This window comes from Leucobacter faecis (genome assembly GCF_054456635.2).
The window spans coordinates 178,828-201,800 of record NZ_JBTJEP020000003.1 but is presented as its reverse complement, the minus strand read 5'-3'; the positions used below and the strand labels follow the sequence as shown (position 1 = coordinate 201,800).

The window sequence follows — 22,973 nt, the reverse complement described above, 5'->3', positions numbered from 1 at the left end:
ACCCACCTCAGAAGCGAGACATGAATGGCGTCGTCGATTACTTGGCTCGATAGCTCTAGCGTCGAGCAACGGCGCATACGCGAAATCTTGGGGCTCTTCACCAGCAAAGAAAGTCTTGAAGAGCTCGGGCTTGGGCAAGTGCGCGACGCGCTGGCTGACGCGCTCTTTCCAGGCACTTCAACGCTGCACACCCGCGCACGATACCTCCTGTTTATCCCGTGGATCTTTCAGCAGGTGTCACAGGAGCGAGGGTCGCTCGCGCAAGCGCAGGCGAAAGAAATCGAGCTCATTGGCGCCCTCAAGTCTTATGACGCGCGCGCTCGCGGCATCATTGGCGCCGAGGCAGGTGCCGCGCTCAAGACGATGCCGTCCACTATCTACTGGTCTGCGCTAGGCTCCTACGGCATATTGACCGACCCCAAACTCAATAGGGGTCAGGCGATCAGCGCCGAGGGGACAAGACTGCAACAAGACGATCCCGAGCACAGGTCACTCACCCTCCGTGCTTGGCGACCAGAGATGCCACCTGTCCCAGAGGGCTTCCCAGCGCAGGCCATCGGAGGCATGCAGCTCACAGCAGACGAGGCAGCCTGGCTGCGCGAACGCTTCATCGCGAGTGCCCCGGGCTCAATGCTGGCGCACCTGGTGTCGCATCTCGAAAGGCAACAGCTCACCAAAGACAGCGGCGCACCCTGGGAAGACCTCGCCACGAGCACCGCGGCGGGAGACGCTCAGCACGCCCTGCACCATGCGCGGCTGTTTTCAGAGACCATGCACGGTGCGCAACTGCTGTACAACCTGCTGATTGCAGAGAGCTATGAGGCCCACGGGCTTACGCGTCAGGCGGGCGCACGTGAGAAATTCGCTGCACGTCTGAGCGACTGGGCAGAGCAGTACGAAAATGTGACACGCGAGCAGCCCTGGAGCCTGAACAGTTTCTTCACCCTCATCACCCGCACGCGAGGTAGGTCACCGGTGGGAACGTCCACCGAACGGTTTGTGCGCGAATGGGTGCAGACCCTCGCAACTGCTAACGCGCACGAAATTGCGTCTCATGCCGCGGCGCGCGAGTTAGTGCGCACGCGCGAACGCCGCAACAAAGGCCCCATGGCACGCATCGACAATAGGCCGCGACTCGAAACGTGGGGTGGCAGCTCAGGCGCGGGCCGCTACGTATACCGCTGGTCGTATGTGCGCACGATCCTCACCGACATCGCAGACGGGCTGGCGCATGTTTGAACCACAAAACAGGTCGCTTCTCACCGATAGCCTGCAGCCTCCGCGCGGCTATGAGCTTGTCCAAGCGGTCGGCACAACGTTTACGCTCGACCTGGCCACGGCGCTGGCGGTGCCGCTCGCGTTCGCGTCGAAGAACCTCGCTGGCCATGACGACCTCGGCATCATCGCCGCGCTCACCCGCTTCACCGACCGCATCACGATCTTCACGCAGGCCGGCGAGATTCGCCCAGGAGTACGCACCGACCTCGTCACGCTGCTCGAACCGATGCTGCACACTGTGCACCCGGGCGGCGGCATCTTCCACCCCAAAGTCTGGCTGCTCGAGTACGCCGCGGGCGACGACCGCCGGTATCGACTGCTGTGCTTGAGCCGTAATCTGACTGAAGACCGCAGCTGGGATCTTTCGATCCGGATCGATGGGGCAGCGGCCAGTGAGGCCGCGGCCGAGACGGCACGCGCACGCAATCTGCCACTGCGGCGGCTTCTTCACGGACTGTGTGCGTTGGGCGCAGACACGCTCGATGACGCCCGGGTCGCGAACCTTCGTGGGCTGGGAGAACGGCTCCTGCGTGTGGAATGGGAGCTGCCGCCTGGGGTGACGGACCTCACATTCCATGTGCTCTCGGGCGCCGCACACGAGCAGTTCGGGGCGGAGGATAGCGACAGCGATGTGGAAGCCGGCTTGGTCACCCCTGAAACACAGATCGCCGAAATGCTCTCATACGATGCAGCTGAGGCCCTCGTGATCTCACCTTTTTTGTCGGAGGAAGGGTTGAATCTCGTGCGCAGCCAGGTTTCGCGCAAGACGGCCGTGATCTCACGGGTCGAAGCGCTCGATCGCCTACCAGGCACGGTTACAGGGATCGACCTGCCGACCTACGTGCTCGATGCGCAATTGAGCGAAGTCGACGATGAATCACCCGAAACTCTGACGGGGCTACACGCCAAAGCGATCTTCTACAAGCACCGCCGATACAGCAGTCAGTCACGCGCACTTATTGGGTCAGCGAACGTCACGGGCGGCGGGCTGCGCAGAAACGTCGAAGTGATGCTTGAGCTCACAGGGCACTCCCGCGATTTCGCCCCCGAGAGTGTGCTGAAGGAACTCGAGCCCATGCTCGAACAACACACTTCGGTCGGCGGAGTGGAAGAAACGGTGGCAGACGCCGCCAGGCACCGGCTCGAAGCAAAGCTCAGGGGGCTCGCCGGGCAGCGGTTTCACGCGCGAGTGGTCGCTGGTGAAGCGTATGCGATGCGCGTGTGGTGTGATGCGCCCGCCGCTAGGCTCCTCTCGAAGCTCGAATCCGACGGGATTGACGTGTCATGGGGCCTGCACTCTGGCGCAGGGAGTGGATCGGGCACGCCTATCGGGGCGAGCGAACAAGCAGCAGCTACACTCGACCATCTCACGCTCACCCAGGTGTCTCCGTTCTTGAAAATCACCTTGAAGCAGCGTATCGACGGAGAAGAAGTTTCGGCAACGACCATCGTGCTGGCCACCCTGCACGATGACATCACAGCGCGCCGTGACACAATCTTGGCGCAGGGGATTCGTAGCGGCGATGAATTCTTACGGCTGCTTGCACTGCTGCTTGACCCCGACGGGCTCCGGTTTGACCTGCGGGCTGGAGTGGGTGGCGGAGGAAACGGGAGCTGGTCGCCCGCTGGGCTCAGCCGCGGCCTCTTCGAAGCGATGCTCACATCCCTTGCGAGGGGGGACGACGGGCTCGAGGTCGTACACCGCATTTATGCGGAGCTGGCTGCCAACAGTGACACAGAAATGGACCTGCCGCCGGGTTTTGCAGAGCTCTGGCAGAGTGTGTGGAACGCACGCAGTGGGCACGGGCAGAGAGGCCAGAAGCGATGAGCGCGGTAAACCGTGAAGACGTGTTGAACGGGCTGCGCAGCTTTCAACGCGATGCCGTGGCCCACGTTATTGACCAGTTCTACGGGCCTGCCTCGGCCCGCCATGCCGGCAGATTCTTGATTGCCGATGAGACGGGTCTCGGCAAGAGTGTCATCGCACGCGGCATCGTCGCAGAAGCCATCACCGCGCTCGAGCAGGACGACAGTGTGAGCCGCATTGACGTGGTCTACATCTGCAGCAACCGCGACCTCGCCGGTCAAAACCTCAAACGGCTCAACGTCACGGGTCAAGAAGAAGTCGCTATGGCGACCAGGCTGTCGCTGCTCGCGCTCGAATCGAGCCGACTGTCGAAGCCTTCGGCCTCACCCTCAGGCAAGCCCATCAACCTCGTGTCGTTTACGCCGGGCACATCATTCTCTGTCGCATCGTCGAATCAGGGCAGCGGTGATGAACGTGCACTGCTCGTACTGCTACTCGATGACCTACTACAGCATGATGAGGCGCAGCAGCACGCGATACGTGTGATGCTGCGCGGCCATGTCGAATCGGTGCAGCGATTTTCACGCCACTACGTTGACAACGTTGCCGCTCGCTTAGCGGGGCCGATCGACCCCGGCATACGAGACGGGTTTGCCGCCGAAGCGCGCTCGAGCGGCAGCCTCGCCGAGTGTGCACGGTTGCGTGACCGCGTCGCCGAATTCTTGACTCATAGCCAGGCCACACAGCCCGAAGCGAGAACTGAGCGCTTACCCGATGACCTCTACTGGCAGGTTGTCAGATTGATAGCCAAGCTGCGCGCGCACCTCGCTCTCGCAAGCGTCGTGTCTCTCGAAGCAGACCTCATAATCCTCGACGAGTTTCAGCGCTTTAAAGCGCTCCTTGACCCGCAACAGGGAGGCGATGCGGCCGAACTCGTAGAGGCTCTGTTTCGCTCGCGGGGTGTAAAAGTGCTGTTGCTCTCGGCGACACCCTACGAGCCCTTCACACAAGCAGACGATAGCGACGCAAACCATTATGAAGACTTTCTCGCAATCGTAAACTTTTTGTGCGACGGTGACGCTGCGCAGGTACAGGACGTGCAGCATGCGCTGCAGCGGTACCGCGACATCTTGGTAGCAGGTGGCGACGCGGAGGTGGCGGCCGATACGGTGCGCCGGTGCCTCAGCCCGATCATGTCGCGCTCTGAACGCCCGAATACCATGGACGGCGCCGACCTAGTGAAAGTGCAGCGACTCGAAGTGCCAGTGCCGACGGCGAAGGACCTGGAACGCTGGGTAGCGCTGAGCGATCTCGGCCATGAAGTGGGCAGCCCCGTGAATCTGGAGTACTGGAAATCGGTACCGCACTTCGCCAACTTCATGGAGCACTACAAGATCGCGCGCATGGTCGACCAGGCAGCAACCGGAGCCCAAGCCAAACGTGTTGCTCGAGCGATCGAGCGCACCGGAGCCATCACCCGCGATACCGTCGAACGGCGGGCCCAGATCGACGTGGGCGGAGGGCCGTTACGTGCACTGATGGATCACACCGTTGACGCAGGGTGGTGGCGACTCTTATGGCTTCCCCCGTCGATGCCGTACCTGAAGCCGGGGTACGTGTATGCGCCGTTTGCTGACGCCGGGGTCACCAAGCAGGTGCTGTTCTCAGCCTGGTCGGCCGCCCCTACCGCAATCGCGGCAATCATGAGCCACGAAGCCGAGCGACGCATGCGCGATATTGGAGAGCAGGGCGTAGGAGCTGCTGACCGGGAGTCTCGCGCCCAGCTGCTGACCTATCGACAGGCTGAAAACCAGGCCGCTAGTTTGTCGACTCTTGCGCTTTTTTGGCCACACCCCCGGCTGCTCGCCGCGGCCGATCAACTCGCCGACGTGCGCGCTGCCAGTGGACTCCTTGAAAGCACAGCGCTCGCCGAAGAAGTTGCTAAGCGGCTGCCGCAGGGGGCCGCCACGCAGCACGCTTGGGAAGCGTTTTTCGGTAACGCCGGGGCGTTTGACCCCGACGGCACCGACGCCGCGTTCGCTGTCGACCGTGAAGAAGCGACGCAGCGCGCCACCAAAGTCGACGATCGTGAGGCTTCTGACCTGGCTGCGCAACCCCGCGGCACAGTGGGGCTGCGGGCCAACATCGCCGCAGCCGAGCAGCACGCGCAGACGATGGGGGCAGAGGGATCCGGCGCGCGCGGCCTGACACACCCAGACCTTGCGCGCATCGTCGCGTTCTCGCCGGGCAGCGTCGCCTACCGCTCGCTGGCCGCGCTAGCGAGCGAGGCGTGCACGCCGCAGGGAATCTGGCGGGCCGCGTTCACGATCGCTGAGGGCGTGCGAGCCCTGTTTAACAGGCCCGAGAGCAGAGAGCTGCTCGACCTGCTTGCTCGTGAGCAGGGCAACAACGCGCCCTATTGGAGCCGCGTGCTCGACTATTGCGCCGACGGTAACCTGCGCGCGGTGCTTGATGAGTATGTGTTCCAGCTGTGGTGCGAGACCGGGCAGCAGCCGTTGACCGACAAGATGCTGGGCGATATTGCGGCGCAGGTGGCGGCGGCGCTCGGTATGCGCCCGGCGACATATCACGCGCACGAGGCCACGATTGGACGCGAACGGATCTCGATGAATGCGCGGTTTGCGGTGCGCTATGGCGGCGGAGACCAGTCGCGCAGCGAGGGCGATGCTGACGTGGCGAGGCAGTCAGCGGTACGCGCCGCCTTCAACAGCCCCTTTGCGCCGTTTGTGCTGGCATCGACGAGCGTGGGGCAAGAAGGCATCGATTTTCACTGGTGGAGCCACTCGGTAGTGCACTGGAACTTGCCGAGTAACCCCGTGGATTTTGAGCAGAGGGAGGGGCGAGTGAATCGATACGGCGGTCACGCCGTGCGCAAGAACGTCGCTGAAGCTCACTGGGCTGAGGTGCTTTCCTCCGAGGATCCTTGTGCGTGGCGGGCAGCGTTTGAAGCGGCCGCGCGTGAGGTGACCGAGGCAGGGGAGTTTTCGCCCTGGTGGGTATACCCGGGCCGCGCGCAGATTCAACGGACCCTGGTGCAGTATCCGTTGAGCCGCGACATCGAACGCTACGACAGACTGCGGTCTGCCCTCACCCTGTACCGACTCACACTTGGCCAGCCCCGGCAAGAGGACATGGTCGAGATGCTGGAACGACGCGGCGTCGACGGCGCCGCTGCAGCGATGATTGATCTGAGGCCGCCGGTGCGCAGCGGTGAGGGCACGGCTTAAGAAATATTTAGTTGTGCACAACTCAATAGTGTTTCAGGTCATGTCGGCGCTGGCATCTTCTCGTTCGACGAGATCGGCGAGGCTGCCACGGTCGTCAGTAGTAGCTCACATATCGCGCCCAGAGCGCACAGGGTTGAGTCGAGCCACGGCGCACCCCTGCGCACGGCAGCTTCGAAGCGAAGTCGTCGCAGTAGTAGGTATGGACGAGTCCGTACACTTTTGTGAAGATTTCACAGTCGCAGTGGCAGGCGCCCATGCGGGCGAGACGCTCACCGAGAGCGGTCGCACGAGGCGCGGTGAGGTCACGAAACGTTCGTGCGAACCGATGGGTGTGGTTGCACCCAAACGAGTTGGCCTGACGTAGGACATAGCAGGCAAGGCATTCGCCCGCCTGGGGCAGGAGTAGCGCCAACGCAGTATCTTGAACGATCTGCTCGGCGACATCGGCGATAGATTTGGTGTTCATGCCAGCATGGTTGCACGAGCCTCCGACATCGCAACTGAAGATTTATTACGGAGCGACGAGATCGAGAGTCGTTCGGGAGCTTCTACGAACTTTCTGAAGAGGGTGGCAGGGGTCGGGTGACAGCCGAAAATCATGCAGCGTTTCGGCAGCCCGGTGGACTGCGATTTTTCGTCAGTCTCAGATAGATAGGTCTGATGCTCAGTGGGCTGAACCAAAATTGCCCCGGCGCGGCGACCATATAACTGGCCTCGTCCGGGGCTTACGAAGTAGAGCCTACCGTGTCGATGAAGGGACTACGTCAGACGTAGTCGCATGGTAGCGAAGAATCAAATCCCTAAAAGGATCGATCGCGAATCCCAAACAGGTAAAGGCGCGTCAAGGTCAATGGATGTGTTTACCTGGAGTTTTCGAGAAGGCCGTATTTGGAACTGGTAAGCAGGGATTCCAAATGGTCCCTAATCATCTCTAAATTGAGCATGTCGGTGACCGGGAGCGCGTAGCAAACAACGCAGTTGGAGGCTCCGCCGCCGGTGGAGCGATCGAACAATCAAGAGCAACGATTTCAACATTTGTCGGCGACAACTGACTTTCGGCGTGCTTTGATGGGCGCATGGCCCCCAATGATGCGGCGCCCCGCGGTCCGGAGCACAGCGCGCGCAAACCGCGCAAGCCGCGCACCCCAGTTGCGCCGACGCCCCAAGCCCAGAGCGCAACACGCGACCAAGCCGATCAGCTGCGCGAGCAGACCCGGCTCTTGTGGGCGACCGTCGCGGGTTTCGTGCTGGGCGCGATCGGCGGGGCGGCCGTGCTGCACGGTGGCCCGCGGCCGTTTGCGGGCGCGGGAGGCGCGACCGTACCCATCGCACTCATCGCCGCAGCGCTCGCCGCCGCCGCGTTCATCGCAAGCACGCGGCTGCACCGCGCCCACGAAACGACCCCCATGCCGCCGTGGCAGACCGCCGTCTCGCACCTGTCGGCGGCCGCGGTGACCATCGCGCTCGCCGCTGTCACCGGCCTCGGCGTGCTGCTCACCGGGCAGGTGCTCGAAACGAGCCTCCAGGGGCTCGCCCTGCAGACCTCAGGCGGCGCAGTGCTCGCGGGCGTCGCCGCCGCCCTCGGCGCACGGTTCGCGTTTCGCGCAGGAGCCGCGCTCACCGCGACCGACCTCGTGGGGCTGCTCGCCGCGTTCCTCGTGATCGGCACGTTTCTCGCGATGGTGACCGCGACCGAACCAGACTGGTGGCGGCGCAACTTCTCGCAGCTCGGCATGGGCCCCGGCGGCTGGGCGTTCAACGGCACGCTCATCGTCGCGGGCCTGCTGATCGCCACCGTCGGCTCGTACATCGGCCGAGACCTGCACCGGCTGCTCGGCGACCGCGCCCTCGCGCGCATCGCCCCCGCGGTGCTCGCATGGGCGCTCGCGGGCACCGCGCTCGCCGCGGTCGGGCTGCTGCCGCTCAACCGCGCCCCGGTGCCGCACCTGATCGCGGCGTTCGCGGCCGCCGCTCTGGTCGCGATCGCGGCTGGCTTCTCGCTGCGTGCAGTGCCGGATCCGCCGCGCGTGCTCCTCGCTGCCACAGGCGGCTTCATTGTCTTGGTCGTCGCGGTCGTCGGCGCAGCTTTACTCTTCCATTTGCCGATGGCGGCCGTGGAGGGAGTGGTTGTCGGGCTCGCGATCTTGTGGCTCACGACCTTCGTGCGGGTGCTGGGCATCTTGAGCCCGAGCGTCTCTATGCCGTCGGCGGTGCGGCACTTGATTCGGTAGGCAGCGGTGCCGCCGCGCATGCCAGACTGTACCTATGAAGCCAGTCACAGAAGACCAGTTCATTGACCTCGTCGCATCTCTCATGGACGAACTACCTGACGACCTCGCGCAGGTGCTAAACAACGTCGCGATCACAGTGCAGGACGCGCCCGACGATGGCAACCTCAACGTGCTCGCGGTCTACCGGGGTACGCCGCTTACCGTGCGCGGCAACTTTGGTGCAGAGGCGATTCCCGACAATGTCGTTCTCTATCGTGAATCGATGCTGGCGCATGCGCACGACGAAGAACAGTTGAAGCGAGAAGTTTGGAACACGCTCATTCGTGAAATCGGCGCACACTTGGGAATGACCGAGGCGCAACTGCACGAGCTGCATGAGACACACAAGCGCTAATGAGCACACTTTAGTGGTCTAAAGTTTCTTCAGTTGGTGTTCGAGCGTAGGTTAATGCGTTAGCGTGTGCTCACTGGCATATTGAGCAAAGGTTAGACGATGGGTGAATGGGTCACGCGGGCTTGGGCTCCTTCTAATACCTTCGGGCTGTCGCGTCGGCAGCAGGGGGGAGGCAGCTATCGCGCATATATTCCAGATTTGCTGGGAAGCGAAGGCCCCCAAGTCAGCGTTCATGCGATGTCGCGCATTGCTGATGCCCAGAGCGCGGTCACCCGTGCCGACGGAATGGTGGGGGAGTCAGGGCTTTACCTAAATCACTTGCTGCTGCGATCCGAGAGCATATCTTCTTCGTATATCGAGGGGCATGTTATCTCCGCGAGACGGCTCGCTCTCGCGGATGCGTTAGGCCGAGGCAAGCCCAACGCCCTGGCTGTGATACATAATCTCCGAGCAACCGAGTACGCCATTGATGTGATGTCGCAGAAGTGGGATTTTGATGCGAGTGATCTCGTGCTCTTGCAGCAGACGATCGCCCCGCAACTGACGGCAGGGTTTCGAGCAGAGCAGAACTGGATCGGAGGAACGGGGCACAGCCCACTGACTGCGACCTTTGTGCCGCCGCCAGAAGAGCACGTGGCTCGCCTGATTGACGATCTCTTGCTCTATATCAATCGGTCCGAGCATCCACCGCTGCTGAAAGCTGCTGTTGCGCACGCGCAATTTGAAACCATCCACCCGTTCGTTGATGGCAACGGGCGTACAGGTCGGGCACTTATTCACGCAATTCTCAAACGTGACGGTGTCACCGAAAATGCCCTGCTGCCCATCAGCACCGTGTTCTCCACTGACCAAGATGGGTACATTGCGGGGCTCACTTCGTTTCGATCTGAACCACAAAACCTAGGTGAATGGGTCGTAGGGTTTGCTGACGCGGCGACGCGAGCAGCTCAAAATGTGGTGCAGCTCAAAGAGCGAGCCACAGCGCTTGATGATCTGCTGGCGGCACGGTTTCGGCGATGGAGAGAACAACAGGGCCTACCAGGTGAGCCGCGCCAGGGATCGACCGCGTCGCGACTGCTCAAATCGTTGATGTCTGCTCCCGTGCTGACGGTGGGCGCGGTGCAAGAGAAGTTCTCGGTCTCGCAGACCGCTGCAGAACGTGCGCTCGGCGAACTCGCGGACGCCGGGGTGCTGTCACGCCATAAGGATCATCGGGGAGCGCTGGCTGCATATGTGTCAGACGAGCACCTGGGGCTTGTGACGCTAGCCGAGCGCAGTAATCAGGCCGGCGGGTGGGACACCGCAGACAGGGTTTCACAGTCGGGGCTCCAACTGCCACAAACCACCCTCCGATGGGACCAATCTTTGAATGAATCGGATGAACAAGCATAGAGGCCGCGGCGCGAACGTCGACCACATTAGCCACGCAGACACCGATTCGGGAGCCGCGAAGATGAGCTGCGAGGTCGTGATTCTTGCTTTACCTCACTCGGCTCCCGCGTGCTGAAAGCCACGCTTATTGAGGCTGTCGCTGCGGGCGGGCTCGCTGCGGTCGATGCGGGGTCGCTGAAACGCGCACGCGAGCTCGAAGTGCTTGGCTTCTTGCATCTGACGCTCCCCGAAAGCGAGAAATTCGCGTGGACCAGCGGGTTCACGCTCAACCGGTAACGCTGCAGAGACGAACGAAGGCAAGCCCCCTGACCGCGCAAGATCCTCCGGTGCGCACCTTGACGAGCAGGTGGGTGCTTTTGCCGGTCGGCGATGTTGCTACGGCGCGCGGATTCTACGTCGACGCGCGTGACGCTCTCGCTCCTCGACGCCCGATCCGACGACTTGTTGGTGGGCGAGTAACCGTGATGAGCGCTTGAACCGTGGTTGCGCTGTGTGCGGCGGCTTAAGCCGAATCGCGGGCGATGACGACTGATCCGGGGGTGATCGGAGCGAGGACGCCGAGCTCTTCGCCGACGGCACGTCTTGCTGCGCGGCGGCCGTAGTCTTTGGCGTTGATACGCAACGTCGTGAGGCTCGGAGTCCAGAGAGCGCCGTGGGGGCCAGCGTCGAAGCCCATCACTGCGAGGTTTTGGGGTACCGGTACGCCGGCGAGTGCGAGTGCGCTGAGAGCCAGAAGCGCCGTATCGTCATTGAACGCCGCAATAGCCGTCACGCCGGGGTGCTCACTGCGCAGGCGCGCGAGGTCTGCCGCGGCCGCTTTGCTCGTGGGTCCAATCTCGACGGGAACAGGCTCGGAAAGGCCGAGTGATTGCAGCGCCAGCTGGGCGTGCCTGAAGCGCATCGCGATGAAGCGCGAGTTTTCGGAGCCCTTGGGGGAGACGAACGCGATGTGTTCGTGGCCGCGCTCAGCGAGATAGGTGAGCTGGGTCAAACAGTGCGCGGCCATGCCGTCGACCCAACCTCCCTCCCAGCTGTCTGGTATCGCTACGCCGGAGGTAGCTCTCGATTCTGCGTCGTAGATCTCACCGAGGTCCAGGACAGCGCGGGGCGCAAAGGCTTCGATGATGTCGTTGGGCACTGAGCGATCGCTATGCCTGTGCGTAACGAGGAGCGTGAAGCCGAGGTTGCGCAGTTCGTCGTCGAGCCCGTCGATAAAGCTCGACAGGCTGTGGCCGGTGGGAGCGTCGGCGGTATGAAGTAGAACTGTGCGCGAAGAGCCTTCGCGCAGGGCGCGGGCGATCCGGTGCGGCACATAGCCGAGCCGAGCCGCGGCAGCGTGCACCCGGTCACGAGTCTCCGGCGGAATCACCTGGCCAGGGGTGTCGTTGAGTACGAAACTCACCGTGGTGGGTGAGACATGGCTTGCGCGGGCGACATCTTTGAGCGTGACCCGCGACCCAGCTGAAGTCGCTCGCATGCTCTCAGCGTAGTCGGTCACTTCGCGCGCGGTAAACACTGGTACTAATTCGATTTAGTAAATAAGATGATGGCGCGTCACTGTTGACGCACCGAGCGTGGCAATAAGGAGTCAGAGATGAAATCTGTGTACGTGACTGGAAACGGTGAAAATTCGTGGGTCGACATTGAGGCCCCAGTGGCGGGGCCAAATGACGTGCTGCTCAAAATTCGGGCGTGCGGCATCTGCGGTTCAGACGCGTTCTATTCGCACAGCGGAGGCATCCCGCCGCGTATCGGTGCGACTCCGCTCGGGCATGAGCCTGCGGCAGAGGTGGTCGAGGTGGGTGACAATGTGACCGGGGTCGAGCTGGGCGATCACGTGGTGATTGACACGATGGCCTTTAGCGACGGCCTGCTGGGGTCTGGTGGAGCGCAGGGTGCGTTGAGCGAGTTCGTCGTAGTGAAGGACTATCAACCTGGCAAACAACTCAAGGTGATTCCTAAAGAGGTGCCCTGGCACGTGGCTGCCCTCAACGAACCGATGGCAGTGGCGTACCACGCGGTCAACCGCACGAAACCTCAAGTGGGTGACAAAGTCGTGATCTTTGGAGCCGGGCCTATTGGGCTCGGTGCGCTGCTTGGGTACCGTCGCCGAGGAGCTAAACACATTGTTGTGATCGACATTATCGCGTCGCGGCTTGAAAAGGCGCTCCAGATTGGCGCAGACGCGGTCATCAATTCAGCCGAAGAAGACGTCGCCGCCCGCCTCGTCGAACTGCACGGTGACGGGCAAAGCGCCCTGGTACACGGCACACGTTCAGGCACCGACATCTTTTTGGATGCGGCTGGCGTGGCGAGTGTGATTCAAACGGCGACGTCGGTCGCCAAACACGGCGCCACTTTGGGCATTGTGGCGGTGCACAAGAAGCCCGTCGAGCTCGACTTTCCGAGCCTGTTGGTAACTGAGCTCACCATCGTGTGGTCCGTGGGATACCCGACCGAGATTTTCGAAGTGACCGATGACATCGTGAAGAACTGGCAGAAGTACGCACTGATTGTGAGCGACACGCTGCCGTTCGACAAAGCACTTGAAGCGCTGGAACTAGCGCAGACTCCGGGCGCCGCAGATAAGGTCGTCGTCACGTTTGATTAGGCGCACGGTACGGGGGCTAGCTGAAGCTAGCCTCGGTGTCTTTTGAGTGTTTTACATTGAGGTCGAGCCGCATGCCGTAGGTGGTGTCGGCGCCGTCGGTCGCGAGAAACCTGAAACCGAGCCGCTCGTAGAACGCGCCCGCCGGGGTGTTCTTGGCATTCATCGTGAGGTGTAAGCCAGGCACGCCCCGGCGCACGAGCTCGTCGCACAGCGTATCGATCAGCCGGCGGCCGAGGCCTGATCCCTGAGCCTCGGGCAGAAGATTAATGTGCAGATGTGCGGGGTAGTCACGCGTCAGCGCGCTCGCCGCCGCCGACTGGGCCTCGGGCGAAATACCGTCGCCGTACGTCAAGAACTCGTCTTGAAGCGCCCCGCCCGGCGCCCCACGCAGGTACCGGCTGGCCCGCGACGCCCACCACTCGGCACGAAACCAGCGGGCAAACGCGCGGGTGTCTGCGGTGCCGACGACGTAACCGACGACCCGCCCGGCAGCAGGCCACGCAGCCGGCCCGCCTACAGCCTCGACCACCCAGCACAGGCTCGGGTCGTGCACCCCGTACGGCACCGCAAACAGGTCGCCCCACAGCGCGTCATCGCAGAGCATGCCGGTGGCGTCGGCGCCCACGTTCGCGGTGCGGGTGCAGACATCGGCAAGACCCGCGCTGTCTACCGAGACAAACGGTCGCACTCGATACGCTGGGGGCTGCGGTGTTTCGTCGTCACACATGCACTCATAACACCACACACAGGACGCGATGCCCCACTCAGCTTCTTCACCGTGGCTGCACCGCTTTGACCTTCAGCTAGTAATCGACCTTTGCACACATGAATTACCGCGGATTTCTGTGTGTAAAGGTCGATCGATGTAATTAGGTCAATGCACGAGACCCTCACGGTACTTGCGCACCGCGGCCAGCGCCTTCTGCAGCGCCGACATGACGGGCGGGCCGAGCACCATGCCCAGGATCCCCGCGACCACGCCGCCGATGATCGTCGACAGCAGCACCATCACGGGGTGAATGTTGAGCGACGAGCCGAGCGCCCACGACAGTACTGCGTTTTGCACGGGCCCGTTTGAGACGAGCAGCGCGAGACCCACGATCAGGGCGGCGGGCGCCCCACCAAACCCAAACGCGATGAGCACGGCGAACGCGCCCGTCACCCAGGCGCCAATGTAGGGCACAAATGACAAGAAGAAGTAGAGCACGATCATGGGAATGACGAGCGGAATGCCCAGCAAGATGAGTGGCAGCACGAAGATGGGGCCCGTGATCACGGCGGTGAGCGCGGTGCCCTTAAAGTAGCCGCGCACCGAGAACCGCACCTGCTCGTCGATTTCGGTGATGAGCGCGTCGTCTTGCGAGATGACCCGTGCGAGCCAGTGTGGAAACAGCTGACCGTCACGCAACACGAAGAACAAAAAGTAGAGCGCGAAGAAGATACCCACGCTCAGCATCACCGTGCTGTAGACAGCGCCCGCCGCCATGCCAAAGGCGCCGTGGCCGAGCTTGTTCAGCAGGTCGTCGCCGGCGGCACGCAACTGCTCGAGCCATGACGGGTCGATGTCGAGTGAGTGCAACCAGTTTAGGGCGATCGTCCAGCCGTGAATCAGCTGTTTCGAGATGTCGGGAATCTGCTGCACGAACCCAACCACGGCGACCACGATCACGCCCGTCGCCACGGCGATCGCCACGAGCAGCACCAGTGTCGCCGCGAGCGCGCGCGGCATGCGATGGCCCACGAGCCAGGTGACGATCGGCTCGAGCACCGTGCCCAAGATCACGGCAATCACGAGCGGTACGAGGATTCCGCTGAGCGCGCTCACCCCGCCCGCGATGAGCACCGCGAGCACGATCACGCCTATCGCCGACCAGCTGGCAAGCCCCACTCGGCGCAACCGCGCATAACCCATCTGGTTCTGGCCCGGTGCGCCGTCGTTCGTCATTGACATGCCGCTCCTGTGTACTCTGCACGCCGCGCCGCCGCGGCTCTTACTTAAGTAACCTAGCGGTTTTCGTGGTAGCTCGGGCTCAAGCCCGGCAGAGATGTAGCACAAAGCAATTGAATAGCAGAGTATGTACTACAGCAGGTGTGAGTGACAGGCGAAGGAGCAGCAGTGTACGAACAGCCATCGGGCCAGGGCCCAGCCCACTACACGCCTCGAAACGATAATCAGTTCAAGCAGCGACCTCCGCGTCGCGGTCTAGCCGTGGCCATCATCGCGGTCGCGGCATTCATCGCGCTCGGGGGAGCCTCGGCGGTGCTGGCCGCGACGGGTGTGCTCGGCACCTGGTTTGGTGGCGCAGATACGCAGGCCACAGTCAAGAACTCCCAGAGCGCGACCGGCGGCAACGCGGGCGCGGCAGAACCCGAGCCCTACGAGTTTGGCATCGCCCAGAAGTGGTCGACCGATCTGAAGCCCGGCATGAGGCTGAGCAAGGTGCCAGTGCAGTTTGCGGGCGGCGTGGTGGTCGAGCGGCAGGCTGTAGCGGGCGATGGCGCGCGCGCCACGCTTTACCGTACGAGCGACGGCGAGCAGTTGTGGGATGAGGCCACAACGATCACCACCTGCGAGCTCGACCCGCTCACCTCGGGTGCCGCATGCTCCCTGCAGCATATGCTCGGCGCGGGTCCCACCGAGGTCGTATTTCTTGATGCACAGGGCGAAACTTCGCGTTTCGAGGTGCCCGGCTTTCGTGCGCTCAAATTCGCTGACGACGGTGAGAGCCTCTGGCTCTCCAATCACGACGGTGCCATTCATGTCGACCGCGAGGGCAACGAGCTGCCCAGCAATGATCCGGATCAAAAACCAGCCGCGCCCGTAACGTCGCTCGCCGCGCCTGAATCGAACCTCACCGTGCCGCTGGGCGTAGACACCGCGCAGTTTGATGAGTCGTTTCGCACGATTGAGGTGCGCCAGACTAACTCTGAGAAGGTGCTGCTGAGCCAAGCGATCGACCCGATCGCGGGTGCGACGGCAGCCTGGGGCGGGCCCGACGGGGTGCTTATTACCTCTACCTGCGTCGACTGCGTTGACTCCACAACGGGCAGCCTGTCGCGGCTCACGTTTCTCGCGGAGGGAGACGAAGTGAGCAGTGCCGTGAGAAAAGTCGCGACCGAGGTGCCGGCCGAGATTCCAGACTGCCCCGAACCGACGGTGCTGCTCGCGTGGGCCCAGTTTACGAAGGGATGGGTGCTGATTTGTGGGTACGACGGGCAGCCGAGCTACCTGGCCGTGCAACTGCCGGGCGAAACCTCACCGCGGTACTCAGCCGGGCAAAGCGACCCGACGTCGCAGGGCGCGCGCGACGCGGTGAAGTGGGATGAGCACCTCGAGCGGTACACCGCGGTGATGGAGAGCGGCGACTTCTTTGTGCTCGAAAACGACACGGGCACGACCACTCTCTGGCCGTCAGAGACGATGTCGGGGGAGCCGAGCTGGACCGAATGGGTGGTGCGTATCTTCGTGCCGCTTCACGACCGCGCGCCGCGCACTCTGCGCGTGGACGCCCGCGGCACCGATCCGGGGCAGAGCTCAGGCCCGCAAGTCCCGGCTGAAGAGTTCGCGATTCCCGCCTGCGACGTGCTGAACCCGGCTGCGACTCGGGCAACGGGGGTCGCGCCACACACTGTGCCGCGCGACGCCGCGAAGATGTATGGTCCGGTCGTGCGCGGTGCACTGCAGCAGGCGTCGCGGGTGGCCGGCTGCGCCTGGGAAGGCAAAGGCACCGTGATGCAGTGGGTGGCTGAGGTGACGCCAGAGCAGAAGAACGCGCTCATCGACGGCATGCTCGACTTTGGTTATCGCGCCGAGGCCGACGGGCCGCTGCTGCGGGTATCGTTCAGCGAACCGACGAGCGAGGGGCTCGAAACACACACGCACGTGTTCGACGGCGATGCGTGGTTGTTCATCTATCAGCTGGGCAGTGAAGGCGACTTCGAAGAAGCGGCCAAGCTGACGCTGGCCGCCGCAAACCCCGGCCGGTTTGAGTGACGCTCTACGGGTGGCCGCTGAGCCCCGCAAGCTCGGCGGTCACGTTGCTGCGTGCGCGAGCCTCCCAGCGTGCGCGCGCGAAGTCTGTTTCGTACAGCGCCGGACGCTCGAGGTAGGCGGTGAGAATCTGTGCGCGGCCGGAGCGAAACCGCGGCTCGGCCACGCTCGCGTACTCCGCACGCACGTCGAGTGTGTAGCGCTCGTAGCGGCTGGGTGGCGCCGCAAAGATCCACAGGTCTGAGTCGAGCAGCTGCGCGAGCGAGGCGCGGTCGGGGCGCATGCGCGAGTTCACGGCGTACGTGCCGTTCGTGCTGCTTGCGCCGCCCGTGCTGCTTGCGGCGGCAGTGTCGCTTGCGCCGGGCGGGATCGTGGCGACGATGAGGTCGTGCACGCCCGCTATCGTCTCTGAGTGCACCCCCGCGCTGCTGAGCTCGCGCACCGCGAGTTCGGCGCAGGCGCGCTCGTCGGCGCCCGCCCTGCCCGTATAGATAGCGTCGTGAAACCACGCCGCCAAAAGCACCGCTGGCGTAACGGCTTCGCCCCCGACGGTGAGCTGGTCGAGTGCCAGCAGCACGTCTTCGAGGTGGCGCTCGTCGTGGTAGCGACGGTGTGGCTCTCGCCAGCGGGTGAGTAACTGTGCCGCTAACCGTGCGCCCGCGGCAGGTGCAATGCCTGTCGCTTCGGCCAGGAGTTGCCACTCCTCGCGCAGATAGGCGTTTCGGCGCGTGCGCCGCAGCGCTTCTTTCTCGCTCTGGCGCACGCGCAGCCCCGATCGTTGCAGCGCAAACAACAGTTCGCGGCCGCTCACGGGGGTGGCGCCGAGCGCAACCGCATCACGGTAGAGCCGTTCGGGCAGGTCGTAGTGGTCGAGGTCGAAGCCGCGGCGGGGCACCCCGAGTGCCCGCGCAAACTCGTGCAGCTCGGCGTAGCTTGAGTCAGACACGAGGTGGCTCCACACCTGCCCGTGTGCGGGCCACACCGGGGGATCGATGAGAACGGCCATGCCTCCATCGTACGGCTGCCCGGTGTGTGACGCGGCGCAGGAAAGCGCCCGCGATTACGATTTCAACATCGCGAAGCTCTGACTACGGTTTCGTAGTCTGAGAGACATGATTACGCAGCGCTGGTTGTCAGAACTCGAGCAGGGTCGAGGTAAGCAGCTCAATGCGCGCTACTTCGAAGTCCTCTCGATGATGGGCATTCAACTCATGGGCGAAATTGAAGATGTCTGAGCATGCCTTCGAAGTGCGTCTGTCGGGAGTTCCCGTTAGGGATTCAAAGGCTCGACGCTGGGCCCTTCTTCGGTGGGCTGCTTCCAGAATTTGATGCGGTGCTGGCGCGTGTTCGACCGCACTAAAACGAGGGGCTTGATCACGCACTGACTCGCGATGTGAGGCTCCGAGCAGCAACTAGGAAGACCATTTCTGACCGGTGCCCGTTACTAGAGGAGCTGCCTGTGGGCATTCACGCGGCACGAACCCGGTCGCACACGGGCGCCAAGACATCGTGCGGCCAAAAGTGGGTGTTATTGGTCCTGATAACACCCACTTTTGGCCGCACGGCATCGGCGGCTTCAGGAGGCCAGCGCATCACCATGCACTTTGGAAGACGCATGGGAAAGCATCACACCCGCGCTGTCGCCCCATAAGTAGGCGGCAGGCCGCCCCGCTACAGCGCGTACGCGTGGATCGGAAGCGCGTAGGGCACGCCCGCCGCCTCGCCGCCGCCCGTGAGGATCCCGGTAATGAGGTCGCGCGGAGCGGCATGATCCGGCAGTGCAGCCAGGTACTCGCGGTGCGCCTCGAGCGAGGCGACCCCATGCTCGAGCGCCTCAGCCGAAACCTCGATCGCGTGCTCGGGCCGGTGCATCGTGACGCACAGCCAGTCGGCCTTCCACGCCGCAAGCTCCCCGCTCGCGAGCTGCTCAGGGAACAACCACGGGTTATCGGCGTCGCGTGCCGCATCAACGACGCTCAGGCCGGTTGCCCTGTGGTCCGCGTGATTGAGGCCCCAACCCGCCTCGAGCTCCCACGACATCGTGACGAGCACCTGCGGGCGCACCGCGCGAATCTCGCGGCAAATGGCCTCTCGCAATGCGAGCCCGGGTTCAAGCAGCCCGTCTGGGAAGTTCAGGATCGTGAGCCGCGCGACCCCCACGATGTCGCAGGCTGCGCGCTGTTCGGCCGCTCGCAGTGGCCGCACCCGGCCGGGCGTCATGCCGCGAATACCGGCCTCGCCGGCGGTGAGCAGCAGGTAGGAGACCTCGATACCGCGCGCAGTCCACTCGGCCATTGCGGCCGAGCCGCCGTACTCCATGTCGTCGGGGTGCGCGACAATGCACAGCACCCGCTCGATATCGGTCGGGTCAAACAACTCGAGAGCAGCCATGCCAGCAGCCTACGCCCTCGCGAGGTCGCGCGGATAGACCCGGGCGCAGCTTGGAATGATCCGGAGCCGGCGGTAGATGCCCTGAACAGTTGGGAGCTGCAGGCAGCGCGAAAGCGGGTGACTCATCCCCCCGGTGAGCCACCCGCCTTCGCGGGTCTGGTGCGCGCTAGCCGAGGTCCTTGGACTCTGCGACGGTGACCTTGCGCGTGTGAATATCGAGGTTCTTGCCCTCGGGGGCGATCAGTACTGCTGTGAGGCTTGCGAGCAGCACGATGATCCAGATCGCGGCCACGGGCCAGGTCGCCGCAAAGCCGAGCACGAGGCCCGTCGCGATGAGCGGCGAGAAACCAGCGCCGATGGTCGACGCGGTCTGGTAGGCGGCCGATGCGCCCGAGAAGCGCAGCGCGGTGGGAAACTGTTCGGCCACAAACGCGGCCATGGGGCCGTAGACGAGGCCCTGTACGAGGCCGTTGCCCAGCACGATCGCGACGGCGAAGCCCCATACGGTGCCCGTGCCGAGCAGCGAAATGATGGGAAACGCGAGTACGACCCCCGTCACGCAGCCGATCGCGATCATGCGGCGGCGGCCGACCTTGTCGCACAGCCGGGCCGAGATCAGTGACACGATTACGGTGGCGATTGCGGCCGCAGCCTTCCAAGCGAGCACGCCGGTGGCGTCGGCACCGTTGCTCACCGCCTGGGCGACACCCCACACGGTCATGAGCCCCTGCGTGAACGTGAACGCGAGCACCGCGACGAGCGAGATCAGCACAGCACGCCAGTGGTTACGCAGCACCTGCACGATGGGCGTCTTCTTCTTCTCGCTCGCGGCGCGAATCTGCTGAAAGCCGGGCGTCTCAGACACCTTCAGGCGAATGATGAGGCCGATGCCCACCATCACAACGCTGAAGAGAAACGGAATGCGCCAGCCCCACGACATGAACTGCTCCTGGGGCAGCATCGAGAACAGACCCAGCATGACGGTCGCGAGCACCGCGCCGACGGGGCCGCCAGCGTTGGCAAAGCCAGCCGCAAAGCCGCGGTGCTCCTTGGGAGCGTGTTCGAGGGCCATGAGCACCGCGCCGCCCCACTCGCCACCAACTGAGAGGCCCTGAATCACACGTAGCATCACGAGTGCGATGGGGGCGATGATGCCCACCTGGGCGGTCGTGGGCAAGAGCCCAATAAGCGTAGAAGCGATGCCCATGAGCAGCAGCGACAGCACGAGCACGGTCTTGCGGCCGCGCGTGTCACCGAAGTGGCCAAAGAGCAACCCGCCTAGAGGCCGGGCAAGGTAGCCGACAGTGAAGGTTGCGATCGAGGCGAAAAGGGCGAACCCCTCGCCGAGATCGGTGAAGAACACCTGCGCGAACACGATGCTCGCGGCGGTCGCATAGAGGATGAAGTCGTAAAACTCGATCATGCTGCCCATGAAGCTCGACAGCAAAATGCGTTTCATGTCGGTGGTGGTGAGCGAGATTTGTGTGCCGTCGCTCGTGGCAGTGTTGTGCGTAGACATGGTCTCCTGCTTGGTCTCCTGCGTCGTTGGGGAGGTGAGGGCGGTCATCGTCGACCCTTCCTTACTATCTGAGTTGTCACGTGAAGCGCTAGTGCCAGCTAACGCGCGAAAGAGATGACGTCGAGGTCGTCTGGAATGAGCACGTCGCGGCCGTGCGCCTCGCTGCGCCACGCATCGAGCCCGAGGTTGCCCGGCACCAGGTGGTGAATCGCGAGCTTCTTCACGCCCGCCTCCTCAGCAATGTCGGCGGCGTCTTCGACGCTCGAGTGTGAACGACGATGGTGGTCGCGTGATGCGCGCAGCGTCGGGTTGTCGCTCGAGCCATACATTTCTTCGACCCAGCTGAAGCTAATCGCCTCGTGCAGCATCAGCTCGACGCCCTCTGAGATGCGCGCCATGTTGGCCGTCTTCTTGGTGTCACCCGAGATGGACACAGACCCTTCGTCGGTCGTGAAGCGGTAGGCGAAGGCCGGGGCGATCGGCGGGTGCTCCACGAGAATCGCGTCGACGCGCACACGGTCGTCTTCGAACACGGTGAACGGGGCCATATCGGGGTTGGGGTTGTCGTTGGGGTGGTACCCAATGTCGGTGGGCACCGCGATGTCTTGCGCGTCGAACAGGTCGAAGGGCGACGGCCGCAGTGCGTCGAGCACACGGTCGTTGAGGTCGGTCGCGTACGCCTCCATCAACAGCCGAAACATGTCTTTGGTGCCCGGCGTGGGCAGGTGCGGGGCGACGGGCTGCGGGGCTACGAGAGCACGCTGCGACACTGGCGGGGTCATGCCGCGGTCGCCGGGGCCAATGATGGGAATCTTGGGCCCCTCGCCCGACAGTCCGAACAGGCCAAAGAGGGCAATGTTTGCGAGATCGGTGGTGTGATCCGAGTGCAGGTGGGTGAGAAAGACTCCGCCGAGGTTGGCCATTTCGAGGCCCGCCCGCGTGAACTGGCGGCCGGCGCCCATGCCGGTGTCGACCAGGTAGTTGCGGTCGCCCACGACGACGGCCGTCGAAATGCCAAAGCGCGAGCTGGCCATCATGGGGGTCCACCAGCGGGGGCCGCCCGCGGTGCCGAGGGTGATGACGTGGGGTTTGGTCACGGTCGTCTCCGTTCAAAGATGTTTCCTCAATGGTCGGTCACCCCATTTCATTTGTAAAACCAAAAGTATTGATGAACTCAATAGACTGAGCCTATGAATGGGGCTACGCTGCGTCAGATCGAGTACTTTGTGGCCGCCTGCGACACCGGGTCGGTGAGCGCGGCGGCCGACCACTGCCGCGTCACGCAAGCCACCGTGTCTGCCGCGCTCTCAGAGCTCGAGCGCGGCATCGGGGTGCCGCTGCTCGTGCGCACCCCCGCGAAGGGGGTCGAGCTCACCTCGGCGGGGGAGCGGGTGCTGCCGGTCGCCCGGCGCATGCTGCAAGACGCCGACACGCTCGCTCACCTCGCCTGGGAGGAACTCAACGAGGTCGCAGGCCCGCTGCGCATCGCCTGCACGGTCGCCCTGTCACCGCGGGCCCTGCCCGTCATCGCGCACGCCTTCAACGAGCGGTACCCGGGGGTCGACCTGCAGCTGTTCGACGGGCTGTCGAGCGAGGTGCAGCGCATGCTCGCAGACCGCACCGTCGACTGCGCGCTGCTCTATACGCGCCAGGTGACGGGCAGTTTCGAAACCCGGCCGGTGCGGCGGGTGCACCCGTATGCGGTGCTGCCCGCAGACCACCGGTTTGCCCAGGCGCCGCAGGTTGCGCTCGCTGACCTGAGCGCCGAGCGACTCATCGTGGTGCAACCAAGCGGTTCGGGTGACGTGATTCAACACTTGCTGCACGACGCAGGCATCACCCCCAACGTCGGTTGGTCGTTTGTGAACCCCGAGACGGTGCGTGCGATGGTCGCTCGCGGCCTCGGCTACTCGGTCTTCAGCGGCAAACCCAAGGGCACGGTGACTTTCGATGGCCGCGCGGTCACGTACGTGCCCATTTCCGATCTCGTCGCCCCCAACGAGGTCGTGCTCGCGTACCCCCAGGGGCACCACTCGAACGCCCGGCTGCGGGCGCTCGAACTGCTGCTCGCTGAGCCCGATGCGCAGCGCGCTTTTGGCTAACCAGCTCCG

General features: G+C 63.6%; 19 protein-coding genes. 11 read left to right on the top strand and 8 right to left on the bottom strand.

Annotated features, from left to right (window positions below; all coding sequences use genetic code 11):
- The first annotated feature begins 24 nt into the window (after positions 1-24).
- Genes ACXR2T_RS03925 through ACXR2T_RS03915 form a run of 3 tightly spaced genes read left to right on the top strand, consistent with a single transcriptional unit; the run spans position 25 to position 6,333 of the window.
- The gene (locus ACXR2T_RS03925) at positions 25-1,239 is read left to right on the top strand and encodes a DUF6361 family protein (RefSeq protein WP_458837961.1); all 1,215 of its coding nucleotides are present in this window, start codon (positions 25-27) and stop codon (positions 1,237-1,239) included.
- Entirely contained in the window at positions 1,232-3,106 is a 1,875-nt protein-coding gene (locus ACXR2T_RS03920) for a phospholipase D family protein (protein WP_458837960.1), read from the top strand. Before ACXR2T_RS03925 ends, ACXR2T_RS03920 begins: the two co-directional genes overlap by 8 nt.
- Positions 3,103-6,333 carry a helicase-related protein gene (locus tag ACXR2T_RS03915; protein WP_458837959.1) on the top strand — a complete coding sequence of 1,077 codons (3,231 nt, stop codon included), beginning with the start codon at positions 3,103-3,105 and terminating at the stop codon, positions 6,331-6,333. The genes ACXR2T_RS03920 and ACXR2T_RS03915 overlap by 4 nt, the downstream gene beginning before the upstream one ends.
- 94 nt (positions 6,334-6,427) lie before the next feature.
- On the opposite strand, the gene ACXR2T_RS03910 is transcribed toward ACXR2T_RS03915, so the two are convergent.
- Entirely contained in the window at positions 6,428-6,799 is a 372-nt protein-coding gene (locus tag ACXR2T_RS03910) for a DUF2695 domain-containing protein (protein WP_458813832.1), read from the bottom strand.
- A gap of 610 nt (positions 6,800-7,409) precedes the next feature.
- Between ACXR2T_RS03910 and ACXR2T_RS03905 the strand changes: the two genes are divergently transcribed.
- The 4 genes from ACXR2T_RS03905 (at position 7,410) to ACXR2T_RS03890 (ending at position 10,626) form a co-directional block, all read left to right on the top strand.
- The gene (locus ACXR2T_RS03905; RefSeq protein ID WP_458837958.1) at positions 7,410-8,564 is read left to right on the top strand and encodes a DUF998 domain-containing protein; all 1,155 of its coding nucleotides are present in this window, start codon (positions 7,410-7,412) and stop codon (positions 8,562-8,564) included.
- 34 nt (positions 8,565-8,598) lie between these two features.
- Positions 8,599-8,958: a metallopeptidase family protein gene (locus ACXR2T_RS03900; protein WP_458813828.1), complete on the top strand. Its 360-nt coding sequence runs from the start codon at positions 8,599-8,601 to the stop codon at positions 8,956-8,958.
- A 99-nt stretch (positions 8,959-9,057) separates the two neighbouring features.
- Entirely contained in the window at positions 9,058-10,350 is a 1,293-nt protein-coding gene (locus tag ACXR2T_RS03895; RefSeq protein ID WP_458837957.1) for a Fic family protein, read from the top strand.
- 108 nt (positions 10,351-10,458) lie between these two features.
- Entirely contained in the window at positions 10,459-10,626 is a 168-nt protein-coding gene (locus ACXR2T_RS03890) for an oxidoreductase (RefSeq protein ID WP_458837955.1), read from the top strand.
- Positions 10,627-10,852: 226 nt separating this feature from the next.
- Here the strand turns inward: ACXR2T_RS03890 and ACXR2T_RS03885 are convergent, their stop codons facing one another.
- Positions 10,853-11,827 carry a LacI family DNA-binding transcriptional regulator gene (locus tag ACXR2T_RS03885; RefSeq protein WP_458837954.1) on the bottom strand — a complete coding sequence of 325 codons (975 nt, stop codon included), beginning with the start codon at positions 11,825-11,827 and terminating at the stop codon, positions 10,853-10,855.
- Between the two features lie 117 nt (positions 11,828-11,944).
- Between ACXR2T_RS03885 and ACXR2T_RS03880 the strand changes: the two genes are divergently transcribed.
- Positions 11,945-12,961, top strand: a complete 1,017-nt coding sequence (locus ACXR2T_RS03880) for a zinc-dependent alcohol dehydrogenase (RefSeq protein WP_458837953.1) — start codon at positions 11,945-11,947, stop codon at positions 12,959-12,961.
- Positions 12,962-12,977: 16 nt separating this feature from the next.
- On the opposite strand, the gene ACXR2T_RS03875 is transcribed toward ACXR2T_RS03880, so the two are convergent.
- Both ACXR2T_RS03875 and ACXR2T_RS03870 read right to left on the bottom strand, forming a co-directional pair.
- On the bottom strand, positions 12,978-13,688 hold the full coding sequence (locus ACXR2T_RS03875) for a GNAT family N-acetyltransferase (RefSeq protein ID WP_458837952.1): 711 nt from the start codon (positions 13,686-13,688) through the stop codon (positions 12,978-12,980).
- 147 nt (positions 13,689-13,835) lie between these two features.
- Positions 13,836-14,912 carry an AI-2E family transporter gene (locus ACXR2T_RS03870; protein ID WP_458837951.1) on the bottom strand — a complete coding sequence of 359 codons (1,077 nt, stop codon included), beginning with the start codon at positions 14,910-14,912 and terminating at the stop codon, positions 13,836-13,838.
- Positions 14,913-15,077: 165 nt separating this feature from the next.
- Here ACXR2T_RS03870 and ACXR2T_RS03865 point away from each other — a divergent pair, with 165 nt between their 5' ends.
- Complete coding sequence (locus tag ACXR2T_RS03865; protein ID WP_458837950.1) at positions 15,078-16,955, top strand: hypothetical protein; 1,878 nt, start codon at positions 15,078-15,080, stop codon at positions 16,953-16,955.
- 4 nt (positions 16,956-16,959) lie between these two features.
- Here ACXR2T_RS03865 and ACXR2T_RS03860 read toward each other — a convergent pair whose 3' ends face one another.
- Positions 16,960-17,958 (bottom strand): DUF4031 domain-containing protein, encoded by a 999-nt coding sequence (locus ACXR2T_RS03860; protein WP_458837949.1) that lies wholly within the window; start codon positions 17,956-17,958, stop codon positions 16,960-16,962.
- 106 nt (positions 17,959-18,064) lie between these two features.
- On the opposite strand from ACXR2T_RS03860, the gene ACXR2T_RS03855 reads away from it, so the two are divergent.
- Complete coding sequence (locus ACXR2T_RS03855) at positions 18,065-18,187, top strand: hypothetical protein (protein WP_458813812.1); 123 nt, start codon at positions 18,065-18,067, stop codon at positions 18,185-18,187.
- A gap of 436 nt (positions 18,188-18,623) precedes the next feature.
- Here ACXR2T_RS03855 and ACXR2T_RS03850 read toward each other — a convergent pair whose 3' ends face one another.
- From ACXR2T_RS03850 to ACXR2T_RS03840, 3 genes are all read right to left on the bottom strand, one after another.
- Positions 18,624-19,343 (bottom strand): PIG-L deacetylase family protein, encoded by a 720-nt coding sequence (locus ACXR2T_RS03850; RefSeq protein ID WP_458837948.1) that lies wholly within the window; start codon positions 19,341-19,343, stop codon positions 18,624-18,626.
- Positions 19,344-19,509: 166 nt separating this feature from the next.
- Positions 19,510-20,910 carry an MFS transporter gene (locus ACXR2T_RS03845; protein WP_458837947.1) on the bottom strand — a complete coding sequence of 467 codons (1,401 nt, stop codon included), beginning with the start codon at positions 20,908-20,910 and terminating at the stop codon, positions 19,510-19,512.
- Between the two features lie 50 nt (positions 20,911-20,960).
- Positions 20,961-21,959, bottom strand: coding sequence for an MBL fold metallo-hydrolase (locus tag ACXR2T_RS03840; RefSeq protein WP_458837946.1), 999 nt, complete (start codon positions 21,957-21,959; stop codon positions 20,961-20,963).
- 93 nt (positions 21,960-22,052) lie between these two features.
- Here ACXR2T_RS03840 and ACXR2T_RS03835 point away from each other — a divergent pair, with 93 nt between their 5' ends.
- On the top strand, positions 22,053-22,964 hold the full coding sequence (locus ACXR2T_RS03835) for a LysR family transcriptional regulator (RefSeq protein ID WP_458837945.1): 912 nt from the start codon (positions 22,053-22,055) through the stop codon (positions 22,962-22,964).
- Positions 22,965-22,973: the final 9 nt, after the last annotated feature.